15 protein-coding genes and 1 tRNA gene are annotated in these 17,041 nt (G+C 64.7%); 4 read left to right on the top strand and 12 right to left on the bottom strand.

Annotation, left to right across the window (positions count from 1 at the left end):
* Positions 1-148: 148 nt before the first annotated feature.
* The 9 genes from QQL24_RS23675 to QQL24_RS23635 form a co-directional block, all read right to left on the bottom strand.
* The gene (locus QQL24_RS23675) at positions 149-940 is read right to left on the bottom strand and encodes a glucose 1-dehydrogenase (protein WP_284314759.1); all 792 of its coding nucleotides are present in this window, start codon (positions 938-940) and stop codon (positions 149-151) included.
* A gap of 25 nt (positions 941-965) precedes the next feature.
* Positions 966-1,937, bottom strand: a complete 972-nt coding sequence (locus QQL24_RS23670; RefSeq protein WP_284314758.1) for a sugar-binding transcriptional regulator — start codon at positions 1,935-1,937, stop codon at positions 966-968.
* Positions 1,938-2,079: 142 nt separating this feature from the next.
* Positions 2,080-2,844, bottom strand: a complete 765-nt coding sequence (locus tag QQL24_RS23665) for an SDR family oxidoreductase (protein WP_284314757.1) — start codon at positions 2,842-2,844, stop codon at positions 2,080-2,082.
* 17 nt (positions 2,845-2,861) lie between these two features.
* Positions 2,862-4,361, bottom strand: coding sequence for a sugar ABC transporter ATP-binding protein (locus tag QQL24_RS23660; protein ID WP_284314756.1), 1,500 nt, complete (start codon positions 4,359-4,361; stop codon positions 2,862-2,864).
* Between the two features lie 176 nt (positions 4,362-4,537).
* The gene (locus tag QQL24_RS23655; protein ID WP_431310754.1) at positions 4,538-5,470 is read right to left on the bottom strand and encodes a sugar ABC transporter substrate-binding protein; all 933 of its coding nucleotides are present in this window, start codon (positions 5,468-5,470) and stop codon (positions 4,538-4,540) included.
* Positions 5,471-5,556: 86 nt separating this feature from the next.
* The gene (locus tag QQL24_RS23650; RefSeq protein ID WP_284314755.1) at positions 5,557-6,537 is read right to left on the bottom strand and encodes an ABC transporter permease; all 981 of its coding nucleotides are present in this window, start codon (positions 6,535-6,537) and stop codon (positions 5,557-5,559) included.
* 53 nt (positions 6,538-6,590) lie between these two features.
* On the bottom strand, positions 6,591-8,078 hold the full coding sequence (locus QQL24_RS23645) for an FGGY family carbohydrate kinase (protein WP_284314754.1): 1,488 nt from the start codon (positions 8,076-8,078) through the stop codon (positions 6,591-6,593).
* Entirely contained in the window at positions 8,078-9,067 is a 990-nt protein-coding gene (locus QQL24_RS23640; protein ID WP_284314753.1) for a transketolase family protein, read from the bottom strand. Before QQL24_RS23640 ends, QQL24_RS23645 begins: the two co-directional genes overlap by 1 nt.
* Positions 9,064-9,990, bottom strand: coding sequence for a transketolase (locus QQL24_RS23635; RefSeq protein ID WP_284314752.1), 927 nt, complete (start codon positions 9,988-9,990; stop codon positions 9,064-9,066). Before QQL24_RS23635 ends, QQL24_RS23640 begins: the two co-directional genes overlap by 4 nt.
* A gap of 398 nt (positions 9,991-10,388) precedes the next feature.
* On the opposite strand from QQL24_RS23635, the gene QQL24_RS23630 reads away from it, so the two are divergent.
* The 3 genes from QQL24_RS23630 to QQL24_RS23620 all read left to right on the top strand — a co-directional run bounded on the left by QQL24_RS23630 (position 10,389) and on the right by QQL24_RS23620 (position 13,403).
* On the top strand, positions 10,389-10,691 hold the full coding sequence (locus tag QQL24_RS23630; RefSeq protein ID WP_284314751.1) for a hypothetical protein: 303 nt from the start codon (positions 10,389-10,391) through the stop codon (positions 10,689-10,691).
* A gap of 187 nt (positions 10,692-10,878) precedes the next feature.
* Positions 10,879-10,954: transfer RNA gene (locus QQL24_RS23625), tRNA-Glu, on the top strand.
* A gap of 1,435 nt (positions 10,955-12,389) precedes the next feature.
* Positions 12,390-13,403, top strand: coding sequence for an RluA family pseudouridine synthase (locus QQL24_RS23620; RefSeq protein WP_284314750.1), 1,014 nt, complete (start codon positions 12,390-12,392; stop codon positions 13,401-13,403).
* 93 nt (positions 13,404-13,496) lie between these two features.
* Here QQL24_RS23620 and QQL24_RS23615 read toward each other — a convergent pair whose 3' ends face one another.
* Together QQL24_RS23615 and QQL24_RS23610 are read right to left on the bottom strand one after the other, a co-directional pair.
* On the bottom strand, positions 13,497-13,895 hold the full coding sequence (locus QQL24_RS23615) for a hypothetical protein (RefSeq protein ID WP_284314749.1): 399 nt from the start codon (positions 13,893-13,895) through the stop codon (positions 13,497-13,499).
* Positions 13,892-14,257, bottom strand: a complete 366-nt coding sequence (locus QQL24_RS23610) for an ElaB/YgaM/YqjD family protein (protein ID WP_284314748.1) — start codon at positions 14,255-14,257, stop codon at positions 13,892-13,894. Before QQL24_RS23610 ends, QQL24_RS23615 begins: the two co-directional genes overlap by 4 nt.
* Positions 14,258-14,728: 471 nt before the next feature.
* On the opposite strand from QQL24_RS23610, the gene rpoH reads away from it, so the two are divergent.
* Positions 14,729-15,616, top strand: a complete 888-nt coding sequence (rpoH, locus tag QQL24_RS23605) for an RNA polymerase sigma factor RpoH (protein WP_284314747.1) — start codon at positions 14,729-14,731, stop codon at positions 15,614-15,616.
* A 116-nt stretch (positions 15,617-15,732) separates the two neighbouring features.
* Here the strand turns inward: rpoH and QQL24_RS23600 are convergent, their stop codons facing one another.
* Positions 15,733-17,025 (bottom strand): hypothetical protein, encoded by a 1,293-nt coding sequence (locus QQL24_RS23600; protein WP_284314746.1) that lies wholly within the window; start codon positions 17,023-17,025, stop codon positions 15,733-15,735.
* Positions 17,026-17,041 lie beyond the last annotated feature (16 nt).

The raw sequence follows: 17,041 nt of genomic DNA, 5'->3' as shown, positions 1-17,041 counted from the left end.
GCGCAATTCATTTAAAAGATCAGATTTGTTGATTAAGCTCAAGCAGCCGCCGGTTACCATCACACTGCTCTACGCCAGCAGGCACGCGAGATGAATTTTCATCCCCTGTTACATGGATTAAACACGCTCCGTCAGCGCAGCTTGTTGCCTATGACATGATGAGGCCGCCATCGACGTTGATGGTCTGGCCGGTAATGTAGGCCGCGTCCGAGCTGGCGAGAAAGGCCACCAGGCCCGCCACATCCTCGCCCGTGCCGGCGCGAGCCATCGGAATGTTGCGCACCCATTCGGCCATCAGTTCGCCCGGCTTGTAGTTGCCGAGGAGCTTGCCCCAGGCGGTATCATTATAAGCCCACATGTCGGTCTCGATGATGCCTGGGCAGAAGGCGTTGACGGTGATGCCTTCCTTGGCCACTTCCTTGGCAAGACTTTGAGTCACGCCCACCACGCCGAATTTCGAGGCGGCGTAATGGGGGGTGAAGATGAACCCCTGCCGGGCCTGGCCGGAGGCGGTGTTGATCAGCCGCCCGCCCTCGCCATGCTTTCGCATGCGCCGGATCGCTTCCTGACAGCACAGGAAGACACCCTTGGTGTTGACGTCCATGATCTTGTCCCACTCCGTCTCGGTCAGGTCCTCGATACGGGCGATGGTGATGACGCCGGCATTCTGCACCGAGACGTCCACCCGGCCGAAATGCTGCTCGGCTGTGTCATAGAGCGCGGCGACGCTTTCCTTGTCGGTCACATCGCCCACGAAGGCCGCGGCTCTGCCGCCCTTGCCCCTGATCTCGGCCGCTACTTCCTCGACCCGAGCCTCATTGGCGCTGACCAGGACCGCCGCCCCTTCCTCGGCGAAGCGTCGGGCGATGGCGGCGCCGATGCCACGGCTGGCGCCCGTAATCACCACGGTTTTGCCGGCAAAGCGGGAAGGGGAAGTCATGGCATGTCCTTTCAGGTCGTATTGATCAGAGCTTGGGAGGCGGTTCGCCGGCCAGCAATTGCCCGGCGGTGAAATGATCGGTGATGAGCACGTCGATATAGCCGCCGAGCATGGCGGCGCGGATGGCAGGCACTTTGCGGGAGCCTCCGGCGACCGCAACCACGCGCTTGGCCGCCTTGATCTCGGCGAGCGTCATCGAGATCACGCGTTCGTTCAGGGGGGTGATCACCGGGGCGCCCTTCGCGTCGAAGAAGCGCAGCCCCATGTCGCCGACGGCGCCGTGCTCGGCGAGCTCGTCCAACTCCTCGCGCGTGAAGGCGTTGCCGGAATTGACCAGCATATAGGAAGGCGTCATCGAGCCGATGCCGACCAGCGCCAGCGTCACCTCCGCGAAGCAGCGCAAGGTCTCCTCCACGAAGGGATCGTTCACCAGGATGCGCCTGCTTTCGGGCGAGCCGGCGACGCCGGGGGCGGGCAGGAACTGCGCCTTGGCGTTGGTGAGCTGGGCGAGGCGGGTGACGATGTGCTGGGCATGCGACTGCATGGTCGGATTGCCCATGCCGCCGAAGGTCTGCACCACCTTGCTCGCCTGCACCCGCTTGATCGGTGTGATGGCGTCGACCGTACGCAGGAGCGACAGGCTCCAGGAGGAGATGCCGATCACTTCATTGTCGGCAATGGTGCTCTCGAGGAAATGCGCGGCGGCGTCGCCGATGGCGGCAAGGATGGCTTCATCGCGCTCGCTCATCGCCTCGGCGACGATGACTTCATCGATGCCGAAGCGCTCGCGCAGCCCCGCCTCCAGCTCGGCGAACACGCCCGGGGGCGGCGTGATCGAGATGCGGACGATGTTCTCGTCGAGGGCCCGTTTCAGGAGACGCGAGACGCGCGCCTGGGGGATGTGCAGCCGCTCGGAAATGTCCGACTGCTTCACGGCGTCGAGGTAATACATCTGCGCGACGCGGGTGATGAGGCGTAGTTCGTCGACCCTGGACATGGTTCTTATCGTTGTCTTACGGGAATGAGGGTTCCGTGCGCTTGCGGCGCGACGGCGCGGAAGCCTCCATTCTCGACCGGATCGCGGGGAAGCGACAAGCGCCAATCTCACTCGTGCACCACCGCATCCCGCCATGGCCAGGTCACCAGCACTCGAAGCCGCCATCCACGAGAAGGTCGACGCCCGTCACGAAGGAGGCTGCGGCGCTGGCGAGGAAGACCGCCGGCCCCACCATTTCGTCGACCAGGGCCATGCGCCCCATCGGCGTCTCGGCTTCGAAGCGCTTGACCTGTTCGGCAACCTCGGGACGCAGGTTCATCGGCGTCGAGGTGTAGCCCGGGCTGATGGCGTTGACGCGGATGCCGCGATCGACCCACTCCATCGCCAGGCTCTTGGTGAGGTGCACCACGCCGGCCTTGGATGTGTTGTAGTGGATCTGCTGGATGCCGCGGTTGACGATGGAGCCGGACATCGAGGCGATGTTGACGATGGCGCCGCGCCTCCTCGGCAGCATCACCCGCGCCTGCGCCTGGCACGACAGGAAGATGCCGGTGAGGTTGATGTCGAGCATGTGCTGCCACTGGTCGAGCGGCATCTCCTCGGCCGGCGCGGCATTGGCGATGCCGGCGGCGTTGATTGCAACCTGCAGCGGCCCAAGGGCCTTTTCGGCTTCGTCCACCGCCCTGGCGAGGTCGTCGGCCTGGGTGACATTGCCTGCGAGCGCAATGGCCTTGCGCCCGAGCTTCTCGATGGCAGTGACGGTCGCGCCGATACCCTTGGAGCCCGGCAGGTCGAAGCCGGCAATGTCGGCACCCGCCTCGGCGAGACCGATGGCGATGCGTTGGCCGATGCCGCTGCCGGCGCCGGTGACGAAGGCGGTTTGCCCGTCCAGTCTGAAGATCTGCATGAACCCATTTCCTGCTGTCAGAGCGTGGCGCGTTCCATCACGGAGACGCGGTTGGCTTGATCGTGATCGAGGATGCCGCGGTTGAGGCCTCGGCTGAGGACCATCACGCGGTTGGCAAGGCCCAGCACTTCGTCGAGGTCGGAGGAGACGACGATGACGGCGAGGCCCTGTTTGGCAAGGCCCGCGATGACGTCATAGATCTGGGCCCGGGCACCGACATCGATGCCGCGCGTCGGTTCGTCCAGGATGACAACCTTGGGCTGGCGCGAGATGCATTTGGCCAGCACGACTTTCTGCTGGTTGCCGCCGGAGAGATGGTTGACCGGCTGGGCCGGGCTCCCCTTCACGCCGAAGCGTTTGATATTCTCATTGGCATAACGGCGCACGGCGCTCGGTGTGACGAAGCCTGAGGGCGCGACACGCGGGTAGTTGCCGAGGGCGATGTTGTCGCCGATCGTATGTTCGAGGATGAGGCCCTGGTCCTTGCGGTCCTCCGGCACCAGCACGATGCCGGCAGCCAGGCTGTCGGCCGGGCTCCTGGGCGCCAGCGGCTTGCCGTCGATGATGATGGAACCGGCAGCGATCGGATCGGCGCCGGCGATGGCGCGCACCAGCTCGGTGCGTCCGGCGCCGACGATGCCGGCAATGCCGAAGACTTCCCCGGCGTGCACGTTGAAACTGACGTCGCTGAAGGATTTGTCGAGTGCGCTCAGCCCCTCGACACGCAGAACCTCGCGGCTGGTGGCGGCAGCGATGGCGGGGAACATGCGCTCGACCGAACGGCCCACCATGGCCTCGACCAGCGTCTTCACCGGCACCTGCGCGGTGGCATATGTGCCGACCAGGCGCCCGTCGCGCAACACCACCACGCGGTCGGCAATACGGGCGATCTCGTCGAGGCGATGACTGATATAGATGAAGCCCATACCCTCCTTCTTCAGGCGCTCGACCTGTTCGAACAGGTGGTCGGTCTCCTCGCCCCCCAACGCCGCGGTGGGCTCGTCGAGGATGAGCAGCCTGGCATCGAGCGTGAGGGCCTTGGCGATCTCGACCTGCTGCTGGGCGGCGATGCGCAGATTGCGCACCAGGGTCGAGGTCCGCACGTGGAGGCCGAGGCGGTGGAGCTGCTCGGCCGCGCGCTTCTCCATGGAGGCGCGGTCGATACGCCCCATGGTGGTCGGCTGACGGCCGACGAAGACATTCTCGGCGATGGAGAGATCGGGAAGCAGCCGCATCTCCTGGTGGATCAGCCCGATGCCCCGGGCCAGGGCATCGCGCGGATTGGCGGGCGCATAGGGCTGGCCGTTCCAGGTCATGGTGCCGGCGGTCGGCTGTACCAGCCCGGCGATGATCGAGGAGATGGTCGACTTGCCGGCGCCGTTCTCGCCGAGCAGGGCCACGACTTCGCCCGGACCGACCTCGAGGTCGACACCTTCGAGCACAGTGACCGGGCCATATTTCTTGCCGGCACCGCGCACCGACAGGCCCGTGGCGAGAGGTTCGTTGGATTGGGACATGACGGGCCTCCAGGGTGTCATCCCGGACGCGCTGCAGCGCGGAGCGATGCTGCGCAGATCCGGGATCGCATGAGGAGTAGGGCGCTTTTCTCGTCCTGCGGTCCTCGGACCAGACCTTTCGGTCTGGTCTGGCTGCGGCGCGGCATTGCACGTCGCACCGCGCACGGGATGACTGCTTACGGATGCTCGGCGATGTACTGATCCACATTGTCCTTGGTGGTCAGCGCAGCATCCTGCAGTTGCTCGGCCGGCACCTTTTTGCCGGCGACGAGGTCGAGCGCCGACTGCAAGGCAAGCTTGCCCATGAACTGGGTGCGCTGCGTCATGGTGCCGTCGAGCGTGCCGTCCTTCACGGCCTTGAGGCCGGCGAGGTCGCCGTCGAAGCCGAAGACCCAGACCTTGTGGTCGGGGCCTGTAGCCTTGACGGCCTGGGCGGCGCCGAGGGCGAGGGCGTCGGCGCGGCCGAAGAATACGCTGATGGTCGGATCACGCTGCAGCATGTTCTGGGCGATGTTGAAGCCCTCGTCCTTCATCCACATCTTGGACGCTTCGCGGGCCACTTCCTTGATGCCGGGGCAGGCAGACATGGCTTCCTTGAAACCCTTGTCGCGGTCGAGCTCAGGTGTGGTGCCGATCTGGCCCTGGATGACGCCGAGCACGCCGGTGCCGCCGGTCTGCTTGCAGGCATAATCGCCCAGCGTCTTGGCGGCGACCACCGAATTGGTGGCAATGAAGGTGTCGCCGGGCGCATCGGCCGGGTTGCGGTCGACGGCGATGACCGGGATGCCGGCAGCCTTCGCGGCCTTGACCGGCACGCTGGCGGCGGCGGCGCCGGCCGGGATATAGATGAGGGCCTGCACCTTCTGGGTGATCAGATCCTGGATCTGGCTGACCTGCGTGGCGCCGTCGCCCTTGGCGTCGACGGTGATGACCTCGGCGCCCATCGCCTCGGCGTTCTTCTCGACCGACTGCTTGATCTGGTTGAAGAAGTCGGCCTGGAGGTTGGCGACGGCGAGGCCCACCTTGATCTTGTCGGCGGCAAGAGCACCGGAGAGGGCGAGCGGGGAGACGGCAAGGGCGAGCGCCAGGGCGAGCATACGCGTTTTCATGGTCATAGAGCGGTTTCCTCAGTTGGTGGTTGGCTTGTTGGTGGTTCTGGGGAGATACCGGGAGGGCAGGGCCCGCCCCGATCTGGTCACCGGCGTCGCCGGATAAGGGTATCGAAGGCCACGGCCGCCGCGATCATGATGCCGATGATCACGTCCTTGTCGTAGGTCTGGGCGCCGACCTGGCTGAGGCCGGAATTGAGGACGCCGATGATCAGGACGCCGATCAGCGTGCCGCCGATGCTGCCGACGCCGCCGGAGAGGCTGGCGCCGCCGATCACCACGGCCGCGATGGCAGTGAGCTCGTAGCCGAGGCCGTCATAGGGCTGCGAGGTCTGCAGGCGGGCGGCATTGGCCATGCCGGCGACGGCCGAGAGCGCGCCGGCCACGGCATAGACGATGACGATCTGCAGCTTCACGGAGATGCCGGCAAGACGCGCCACTTCCGGATTGCCGCCGATGGCGTAGAGGTTGCGGCCGGCCGGGCGGTATTTCAGGAAGGCCCAGGTCAGCACCACCAGGGCCAGGAAGAAGGCGGTGGTGGCGGTGATCAGGCCGAAATGCCGATAGGTATTGAGGGTGTTGAAGGCGTCCGGCCAGCCCGAGACGACATTGCCGTCGGTGTATTTGTTGGCGAGGCCCCTGGCGACCGTCATCATGGCGAGGGTGGCGATAAAGGGCGGCAGGCGCGCCTGCGTGATCAGAAGGCCCGAGATCAGGCCGCAGGCCGCGCCGGCGAGGATGCCGATGAACAAGGCGAGCATGAAGGGGAGGCCGACGATCGAGAACAGCCAGCCCGTCGTCATCGCCGAGAAAGCCAGCACCGAGCCGACAGAGAGGTCGATGCCGCCGGAGATGATCACCAGCGTCATGCCGATCGCCAGGATGCCGTAGACGGTGACCTGGTCGAAGATGATGATGGCGTTCTGGACCGTGAAGAAATGCGGCGCCCGGATCGAGAAGAAGGCGATCAGCACGAGGAGGCCGATCAGGGGGCCCCATACGCCGCTGGTCAGGTCGATCTTGAAACGGGACGTCGTCTGGCCCGTATTCTCTGCTTGAGCTGACATTCCTGTTCCTTCCCGTGTCGATTTCGTCCGCTTTGCGCGATTATCCGTGTCATTCAGGCGCCGCCTGCCGGCCGAAGCCGCGAGCGCGCCACCGCGTCGAGCCAGTGCCGGCGTTCGAGATCCCGCGCGCACGCCTCCATCCCAGGCTCGAATACGTCGTGCGGGCGCTCCAGCGCCGCGAGGGTCTTGGTGTCCCAAAGCCCGGCCTTGAAGCCGGCGAGATGGGCGACGCCGAGGGCGGAGAGCTCGGCCGTGTGGCCGCGCAGGATGGGACGGCCGATCATGTCGGCCTCCATCTGCATGAGCTGGTCGTTGCGGGTCGGCCCGCCATCGACATGGAGCCGGCGCAGCCGGGTGCCGCTGCGGTCGAGGGCCTCCACTACATCGGCGATCTGGTGCGCGATGCTGTCGAGGGCGGCGCGGGCGATGGCCTTGCGGTCGGTGCTGAGCGTGAGGCCGGTGAGGAGCCCCGTCGCCTCCGCATCCCACCAGGGCGCGCCAAGCCCGTTGAAGCCGGGTACGAGGGCGACGCCGTTGCTCGGCGCGGTCTTCGCCAGCGCGGCGAGCTCGTCGGTGGTGACGCCGAGGATGCTGGAAGCCCAGCGCAGGGTCGAGCCGGCGGCGCGGATATTGCCCTCGGCGGCAAGGGCGAGCTTGTCTGGCATTGTGCCGTCAATGGCCCAGGCAATGGTGAGGCAAAGGCCCGGATCGAGGGTGGCGCTGCCAGCGACGAGGCCCATCACCGAGGAGCCCGTGCCCTGTGTCGCCTTGGCTTCGCCCGGCGCGATGGCGCCATGGGCGAAAAGGGCGGAATGGGAATCGGCCATGACAGCCAGTACGGGGATGCCGTCCGGCAGGGGCGCGAGACCGCGCAGGGTGGGGAAGGGGCCGGTTGAAGCCGTGAGCTGCGGTAGCGCCTGGGCCGGCACCCTGAATAGGTCCAGCAGGTCCTGGTTCCAGCACCCCTTCATGACGTCGAGGAGTTGCGTACGTGAGGCATTGCCGGCCTCGATCAGGTGCTCGCCGGAGAGGCGGCTGAGCAGCCAGCTGTCGATGGTGCCGAAAAGGATGTCACCGGCCCGTGCCTTCACCCGGTCCGGGTCGAGCTCATCGAGCAGCCAGGTGAGCTTCAGGGCCGAGAACATGGGGTCGAGCGGCAGGCCGCTGACGCGCCTGACCATGGCAAGGGTGTCGGGCGCGCCGATCTCCTGCGCCAGCGCGGAGGTTCGCTGGTCCTGCCAGGACAGGACGGGAGAAAACGGCGCGCCCGTCTTGCGGTCCCACAGCAGGCAGGATTCGCGCTGCGTGCTGATGCCGGCCGCGACGACACGAGAGGCGAGGTCCGGCGAGACGCAGGCCGCCACGGCCGACTTGACGCTCGCCCAGATTTGCCTCGCGTCCTGCTCGACCCAGCCGGGCCGGGGATGGCTCTCGGACAAGGACGCTTGCCCGCGCGCCACCACGGCGCCGGAGCCGTCGACCAGCAGGCACTTGGTGGAGCTCGTGCCCTGGTCGATCGCGAGGACGAGCGGGCCGGCCATCAATGTGCTCCCTTGCCCAGGAGGCCGAGCGCTGCCTTCACGATGCCCTGCGCATTCAGGCCGAAATGGTCGAGCAGGAACTGCGTGTCGCCCGTTGGCGCAAAGCCAGATACCCCGAGGATCTTCATCGGCACGGGATGGTGCTGCGACACGGTTTCGGCAACGGCGCCGCCGAGGCCGCCGCCGACAACCGCTTCCTCGGCGGTGACGATGCGCCCCGTCTCGCGCGCGGCCTTGAGGATGGTCTCCTCATCGAGCGGCTTGAGGGTGGAGACATTGAGGACGCGGGCCGAAACGTCTTGCTTTGCCAGCAGATCCGCTGCCTCCAGCGCTCGCGAAACCATGGTACCGATGGCGGCGACGGTGACGTCGCTGCCCTCGCGAAGCGTGGCGATCCTGCCGGGCTCGAACCGTGACTCGGACGGGCTGACGGCCGGGATCTTGAAGCGGGGGATGCGCATATAGATAGGTTTGCCGGCGCCGGCGGCCCAGCGCACGGCCTGGCGCGTCTCCTGCGGATCGGCAGGCGCCATCACGGTGAGCTCGGCGATCGCCCGCATCCAGGCGAAATCCTCGATCGAGTGATGGGTGGGGCCGAGTTCGCCATAGGCCATGCCCGGCGACATGCCGCACAGCACCACCGGATATTGCGAATAGGCGCAGTCCGCCTTGATCTGCTCAGTGGCGCGGCCTGACAGGAAGGGCGCGGCGGCGCAGACGAAGGGGATCATGCCGGCATTGGCAAGGCCCGCGCCGACACCCACCATGTTCTGTTCGGCAATGCCGACATTGACGAGGCGATCGGGAAATTCCTTCTGGAAGGCGCCGAGATTGCTGGAGCCGACGCTGTCGTTGCACACGGCCACGATGCGGCTGTCGGCGCGGGCGAGGGCGGTCAGCTCCTCGGCGAAAGCCACGCGGCAGTCGAAAGTTTCCTTCGCGAAGGTTTCGGGCGCCCCGGCAGGGCGGGGAGCTTCGTGGGCGCTCATGACGACAGTTCCTTCAATGCGAGCTCGACCTGTTCGGCGCTCGGCACCTTGTGGTGCCACTCCACCCTGTCTTCCATGAAGGAAACGCCGCGCCCCTTGTAGGTCTTGGCGATCACGGCGCGGGGCTTGTCGGTGCCGCGGGCGGCGAGCACCTTGAGCAGGGCCGCCGTGTCATGGCCGTCGATATCGATCACTTCCCAGCCGAAGGAGCGGAACTTGTCAGCGAGCGGTTCGAGCGTGTTGGTGGCCTCCGTGCCCGCGCCCTGCTGGAAGCGGTTGCGGTCGACGATAGCGGTGAGGTTGGCGAGCCTGCGGTGGCCTGCCGTCATGACGGCCTCCCAGTTCGAACCTTCCTGCAGTTCGCCGTCGCCCAGCACCACGAAGGTGCGCCAGTCCTGGCCGGCGAGCCTGGCGCCGACGGCGGCGCCGACACTGATGGGCAGGCCGTGACCGAGCGGGCCGGTATTGGCCTCGACGCCGGGGATCTTGCGGCGGTTCGGATGGCCGTTCAGCGCGGCGAGCGGCTGCATGAAGGTGTCGACGGCTTCGGGATCGAAGAAACCGCGCAGGGAGAGCACGCTGTAGAAGGCGGCCGCGCAATGGCCCTTTGAGAGGATGAAACGGTCGCGGTTCGGCTTGGCCGGATTGGCGGGATCGATGTCGAGCACGCCGAAATAGAGGGTGGTGAGGATGTCGGTCACCGAGAGGTCGCCGCCTACATGGCCGAGGCCCGCTTTGGCGATGGTCTTGACGATCTTGATGCGCACCTGGCGGGCGATCTCGGCCAGCGCCTTCGGATCAGAGGTGGCGCCGAAGGCGGGGGAGGCCACGGCCCGCAAGGCCGAGTCCGGGCCCGCCGTCACGGCGTCCGGACCCGTTGTCACGGTGTCCTGCAACGCTGATTGGCGATAGGGCGCTGTCATCTGTCCTCCCGTATGGGGCTTTGAATATTTATTCATTAATGATATTAAATTCAAGATAGCACGCGAAACGATGCTGTCAAGAGCGGTCGTCATGACTTGTCAGGCCTGGGCGGCGAGGGCGGAGGTGAGTGGGACTCCAACGGCGGCCGATCTCATGTCGGCGTTCGCAGTGGAAGATCGTGATCCTGCCGCTACCAAGGGATGTCGGCTGAAGGGTCCCTTGAATCGCTTCAGCATCATCCCATCTGGGGTGTGGCAAATCGCACGGACCGAATCGAAAGGATATGCAGGAGCGATTCGTCACCCTTAAAGCGCATGGCAGGCCAGCTTATGCTGCGGTGCAATATCGCTCGAATCCTGCTATGGTGAGCGTGATCAATGAGAAGGCATTCACTCCCGTGAGCGAGACCTGGAAGACAAAATATGGCAGCCGGCGTGTCAAGCAGGCGCTTCCCACCATCGAGGAAGCGATGATTGCCGCGGAATGCCTTAGCGACGAGTTCGAGCAGCAGATCGAAATTGCTGCGTCCCTGCTCGGCATCGGTGCCGAAGAAGTGCGCGCTGTCGCCAAACGCCCGGCGCCGCTCAAGCCGACCGAGCGCCGGCTGAGCCTGCCGATCGGGCAGTCTCGCGCCTCTGCCGCACCGCGCTCCGTCGTGGTGGAATATCGCGCACCCAAGCGTCTGGTCGGCGTGCGCTAAGACGGTATCCGCGCGGTTTCCGGCCGTATGCCAAATCTCGAGGGAGCCATCGCATCGACGGCTTCCTTCTCCTGCCAATGGCATTGCCAGGCCTTGAACGACGGCGGGCGATCTGCGAATGCGAAAAAGCGCAGATTGGTCCTTGCTCGCAGCGAGCTTTCCCGCTATAGGCCCACTCCTTGCCGCTGCTCCCATCGTCTAGTGGCCCAGGACGTCGCCCTCTCACGGCGAAAACACCGGTTCGAGTCCGGTTGGGAGCGCCATTCAACAGCAGTTTCAAATGGTTGCGGAATGGTTAGCCAGGATGGTTCGCCATCGGCCTTTTTCGGCTGCCGAATGTGCCTGACAACCGACTCCATCGTATCTTCGCCAGCTTCTTCTGCGACGCACCGCGCGACTTGCAACCGCTATCACGCCTTCAGCGTGCTGAGGATATGCGTTTTTGCGTGGCAGGAGGCGGAGTGAGTACGGAATCCGCCGAAGGATTATTGTAGGGTAACTCTCTGACTCCGCTGGGTATCCCCCTTATTCTTCTACTATTACCGCTATTTGCAGAATTGACGCTTAACGATAACTTCTTCAATATAATATAGAGGGGCACGCAGAACGCGAGCGAAGTAGTGGACACGGTCGATTTAGTTAAGCTTATATTTTTTCTCCTAGCATGTGTAATCACCGCTAGCGGGATTGCCTCCATATTATTTCGGCGGGACAGTGCATTTCATTGGCTCATAGTTCTTGCTGCAGTTTGGGTTTGTGTTTTAACCTCATTTTATATTGTATCTAATCTTGACTATTAGCGTGATTTGGCGGTTAAATTCGAAGTAGACCTTCCAAGATCGCTTCGGCGGCCTCAGGATCGAGCCGACCCACAAGCCGACATCCTGAGCCTGGGGACAGTCAACAAAAAACCCGGCTCGCGTGCGGCGAACCGGGTTGGGCAAGTCCATCTCGCTCCAGAACGATGGCCTTGGTTGGCGAGGCCACCGATTGGGCAAACATATACCCTCCTGCGCTGCCGGATTATCCCTCAAACAGAGGAGTGTCCTGCACATGACAAAAACCAGCTCGGGGCTGGAGGCTTCGCCGCAACGGAAAGGGCACGTCGGGCAAAAGAACCGGCTCGTTGGAGCCGGTTAAATTGCTGGTGCCGATTGCCGCAGACCGCTCGGGGAGCCGTCGGCGTGCATCTCCAAAACTTTTCTATTTGGGGTAGTGTTCCCTGCGGCAACAAAAACCCGACGCTCGCGAGGTGCCAACTATTGCCGGCGTCAGCGTTTCGGTAGGATGGAGGCTACCAGGACGACGGCGCCAAAGAAGGCAATCGCAGCGATTACGCTCCCCAAGCCCACGAGCAAAAGATATCAGAGGCCTTCATAGAAAGGCATCGACGCAAGGTCGAGAACTTTATTTGACATCTTGTTTGGCTCGCCAAGGGCCAGGTGGCTTCTTCAATATCATGGCGAATGCTGTTTGGAGAAGGGTCATGCCAGCCGATTTCAACGCGCTAGGAATGCCTCATGAACTAACTCGGGACTTTTTGTCCCTTACGGAATCGCGGGCGTTTCCGACTTGCTTTCAGGGTCGCCATCTCCTACGTGAACAAGCGAAGAAACTGGCGCACGTTCGCCAAACTAAGCCCTTGTTTTCATTTGCTCTCGACAGTCCGATTGGGAGCGCCATCCGCCTCAGGCGTGTATGACCAATCCAGCACATCCCGTTTCTACCACCTTCGAGGTTGCCGAAGCCGGCGAGCGTATTGATCGCTTCCTGGCGCGCCAGTTCCAGGACTCGGACGCACAGCCTCTGTCGCGCACGCGCATCAAGGCGCTGATCGAGGCCGGCCATGCGCAGCTCGACGGCAAGCCGGTGCTCGATGCCGGGCACATCCTCAAGGCCGGGCAGACGGTGGGCTTGGGCGTGCCGGAGGCGGTGCCGGCCGAGCCGCAGGGTGAGGACATCCCGCTCGTCATCGTCTATGAGGACGACGACCTTCTCGTCATCGACAAGCCGGTGGGCCTCGTGGTGCATCCGGCGGCGGGACATGAGAGCGGTACGCTGGTGAATGCCTTGATCGCCCATTGCGGTGATTCGCTCTCCGGCGTCGGCGGTGTGAAGCGGCCGGGCATCGTGCATCGGCTCGACAAGGATACCTCCGGGCTTCTGGTGGTGGCCAAGAACGACCGCGCCCATCAGGGTCTCGCCGCGCAATTCGCCGATCACGGCCGCACCGGGCCCCTGGAGCGCGCCTACCTCGCTTTCGTCTGGGGCGGTACCCGCCCGCATGGCACCGTTGAGACCGGCATCGACCGTTCTACCCGCAACCGCGAGAAGATGGCCGTCGTGCCGCTGGGGCGTGGGCGCGAGGCGATCACCCATTATGCCCTGGTCGAGACTTTCGGCGAGCAGGCCGGCCAGCCGCTGGTCAGCCTGGTGGAATGCCGGCTCGAGACCGGCCGTACCCATCAGATCCGCGTGCACATGGCCCATCTCGGCCATCCCCTGCTGGGCGATGCCGTTTACGGTTCGGGCTTCAAGACCAAGGCCGCGCTGCTGCCGGAGGAGGCGAAGGCCGCTCTCGCGGCGATGGACCGGCAGGCCCTGCACGCCCGTCTGCTCGGCTTCGAGCATCCGGTGAGCGGAGAGCATATGGTGTTCGAGAGCCCGCTGCCGGCGGATCTGGCCGCCTTGGCGCAAGCCTTGCGGGGATAACGCCCCTGGGACCGCCGGCATCTTGCCGGCTCTTCCTCTCTTGCGGGCGTATCGTTTCCAAGAGCAAGCAGGGATGCCTGCGATTCCAGGGCGCTATCTTTTCCGGCCGAACCAGAAGCCGCCGGCGAGGGCGGCGATGACCAGAGCCTGGGTGGCGGACTTCTTGTCCGGCAGCACTTCCGAGGCCAGGCCAGCGGCGGCGAGCATGGCGGCGGCGAGCGCCTCGCGGCGCTTGGCGCGCTTGTTCAACTGCATCGATACCATAAGCGCGATCAGGGCGATCACCGCGAACAGGCCAGCGAGGGCGGCATCCGCCCAATAGGGGCCGTAGCGCTCGCTGACGAAACGGTGGAGACTGATCAGGCCGATGATCGCCATGGCCACCATGCAGAGCCCTGCGATGCCCTGCCACAGAAAGACGGCCCCACGCTGGCGCAGGGCCGTGCCTACTTCCTTTTTGGCGAGACTACCGAGAGCAAGAAGACGCATCACGAGCGGTTCTTGCTCCACAGGCCGAGCAGCAGGCCGATGCCAGCCGCGATCGCCACCGATTGCAGCGGCTTCTTGGTGATGTAGTCGAGCGTGGCCTTCTGCAGGTCCGAAGCCTGCTCCCGGGCCGCATCGCTGATCTCGCCGGCCTTGCTGCCGACATCGCTCAGCTTGCTGTCGAGCATCTGCTTGGCGCTCTTGGCCTCCTTGGAAAGGATCTTCGACAAGGTGGACTTTTCCTCGTCGATGAAGCTGCTGAGCTGCTCCGTCAGGCGGGCAACCTCGGCGCGCAATGCGTCGATATCCGTGGTGAGCGCATCGGATATGCGTGCCTTGGCCTGTTCCACTCGCTTGTCTCCGTCCATTCTCATGCCTCCCGTGCTGGTGAACGATGAAATACGGTCTTCGTTTTGGTGTGCGAGGAACTTCCAGGGGGCGGATTTGTTCCCCTCAACAGATAGAGGACCCAGCGGACAGCACAAGGTAAACGAGTGGTTACGGTAAACACCGCGGCCCCGGGGCATCTTGGTCTGGCGCAGGAGATGAAGCCTCCCGGTGACGTTGCAAGAGTCCTCCGCAGCCCTCAGCGCAATGCATGGCGGACCTCCCAAAATTGCAACGTGAAATCGCCGCAATCGGGCGCATGATACGTGCGCGATAGGGGATTGGTCCGTGTCTGCAAGGGCACATGCGGGGCCGCCAGGTGGTGCAAGAAGATTTCCCAAGGGGGTCTTCACAAATGCATGTGCCGTCCCCATATCGTGTAGGCGTTGTCTGCCCAGTATGGGGGATGGCGATTGAACCGCCCAAAAAGGGGGTTCAGAGGAGAGGAACATATGGCTTCTGCCGCGCTTCCCGTCTTGGCCGCCGAGAGTGGCCTTTCGCGTTATCTCGATGAAATCCGCCGCTTCCCAATGCTCCAGCCCGAGCAGGAATACATGCTTGCGAAACGCTGGCGCGAGCATGGCGACCGTGATGCGGCCCACCAGCTTGTAACTTCGCATCTGCGTCTGGTCGCCAAGATCGCCATGGGCTATCGCGGCTACGGCCTGCCGCTCGGCGAAGTCGTGTCCGAAGGCAATATCGGCCTGATGCAGGCCGTCAAGCGTTTCGAGCCGGAAAAAGGCTTCCGCCTTGCCACCTATGCCATGTGGTGGATCCGCGCCTCGATCCAGGAATATATCCTGCGCTCGTGGTCGCTCGTAAAAATGGGCACCACGGCCAACCAGAAGAAGCTCTTCTTCAACCTGCGCAAGGCCAAGAGCCAGATTTCTGCGCTCGACGAGGGCGACCTTCGTCCCGACCAGGTGCAGTCGATCGCCAAGTCGCTCGGCGTGCAGGCGCAGGAAGTGGTGGAGATGAACCGCCGCCTCGGCGGCGACGCCTCGCTCAACGCGCCCGTGCGCGAGGATGGCGACGGCGAATGGCAGGACTGGCTGGTCGACGAGACCAGCAACCAGGAGGCCCGTCTCGCCGAAAGCGAGGAGAGCAGCAACCGCACCACCGCGCTTCGTCAGGCCCTCAACGTCCTGAACGATCGCGAGCGGCGCATCTTCGAGGCTCGCCGCCTGGTCGATGATCCGATCACGCTCGAGGAGCTGTCCGACGAGTTCGGTGTCTCGCGCGAGCGTGTGCGCCAGATCGAGGTCCGCGCCTTCGAGAAGGTGCAGGCAGCGGTGCGCTCGGGCGTCGCCCGTCTCGAGGCGGTGCACGCCCCGGCCTAAGGAAAAAGATCAAGACAAGAAAGCCGCCCGAAAGGGCGGCTTTTTTATTGGCGCGCCGTTCCCGTCATTGCTTCGCTTGCGCTCGCAATGACGGTAGCTCTACCGCCGCTCCGATCTTACTGGATCGCAGCCGTACCGTTATTCCAGGCCACCATGGCGTCGTTGAAGACCTTGTCGCCGGCCGGTCCCTTCTCGAAGGTGATCACGGCCCTCCGGCCATTGTCGAAGGCAAACAGCACGTCGAACCACTCATTGTCCTGCAGCATTTTGGCGTTACGCCCCTTCTCGTTGAAGGGGTCGGCGATGCCCATCAGGAACACCCCGGTCGTCACCTTCATCAACACGCCGTCGAGGGGCGTACCGGTCACCTGCGGCGCATGCTTGACGTTGACGCCGCTGAGTGAGCCGACATTGCCGTTGGGATAATCAGGCGGCACCGTCATCTGGATCTGCAGCAGGAAGGCAGCCGGGAAGGCGGGGTCGGAATTGCGGCGCAGGGTGAGCAGCGCCTTCATCTTGCGGTCGGGGAAATTGAGCTCGCCGACGACCACCGTCTCGAGCGGGCCGTTGGTGCCGCTTGCCTGCGACTCCGTACGCCAGTTCACCGTCCCCTCGAAGACGCGCCCCTTCATCGGAGCCGTCGGATCCTCCTCCAGCATGCGCGCGCGCTGTCCCTCGGGCGCCTGCGTCGGCGCGGAAGGCAGGAGGGGGGCTGGCGCGGTCGTGGGCGGGGGAGACGCCGGTGTCTGTTCGGGCTCGGGCGTGATCGAGCGGGTCTGCACCGTCGGTGTCGGCGTTGCCGCCGCGACCTGGTTCGGGGGCGGTGCGTCGGGCTCGCCGCCGAGGCGGTCGTTCAGCTTGGCGGGATCGGGATCGGCCGGCTTGGCGGCGGCTTGCGGTCCTGGTGCGGGCTGCGCCGGCACGAGCACGGTCTTGTCGTCATGGCTGCGGAGATAGAGCGCGGTGGCCGCACCGCCGCCGACGATGAGAAGGCCGACAAGCCCCATCACGGCATAGCGCCGCAAACCGCCTCCCGAGGCGTTGCGGCGCGGGGCTTGCGGCCGGCGCTTCTCGGCCCGGCGCTCGGCAAAGGCCGGCAGGCCTTCGGGCTGGGAGGCAGGCGCGGCGCTGGGCTCTTCCGCTACCACCTCGTCATCCTCAGGCAGCGCGGTGTCATTGGCCGTGCTTGCGGGTTTGGGTGCCGCTGGGCGCTCTGAGGCCATCGGCTCGGGCGTCAGTTCGGCTTCGTCGTAATGGTGTTCGACCCGCCGGATCGCTTCCTCCAGCAGGCCGCGCTCCCGCGAGATCTGGCCGGGGGTCAGAGCCGGGTCGGCGGCATTGAGTTGCCGAAGCAGAGCCGTGCGCGCCTTTTCGTAAAGGGCGCTGCGGGTCTCCTGGGTATTGGGCAACAGCCCCTGCACCGCT

The sequence above is a fragment of the Labrys miyagiensis genome (assembly GCF_030160835.1).
GTDB lineage: Bacteria > Pseudomonadota > Alphaproteobacteria > Rhizobiales > Labraceae > Labrys > Labrys miyagiensis.
Note: the sequence above shows the minus strand (reverse complement) of the source record. Positions and strands in the feature narration are given on the sequence as shown.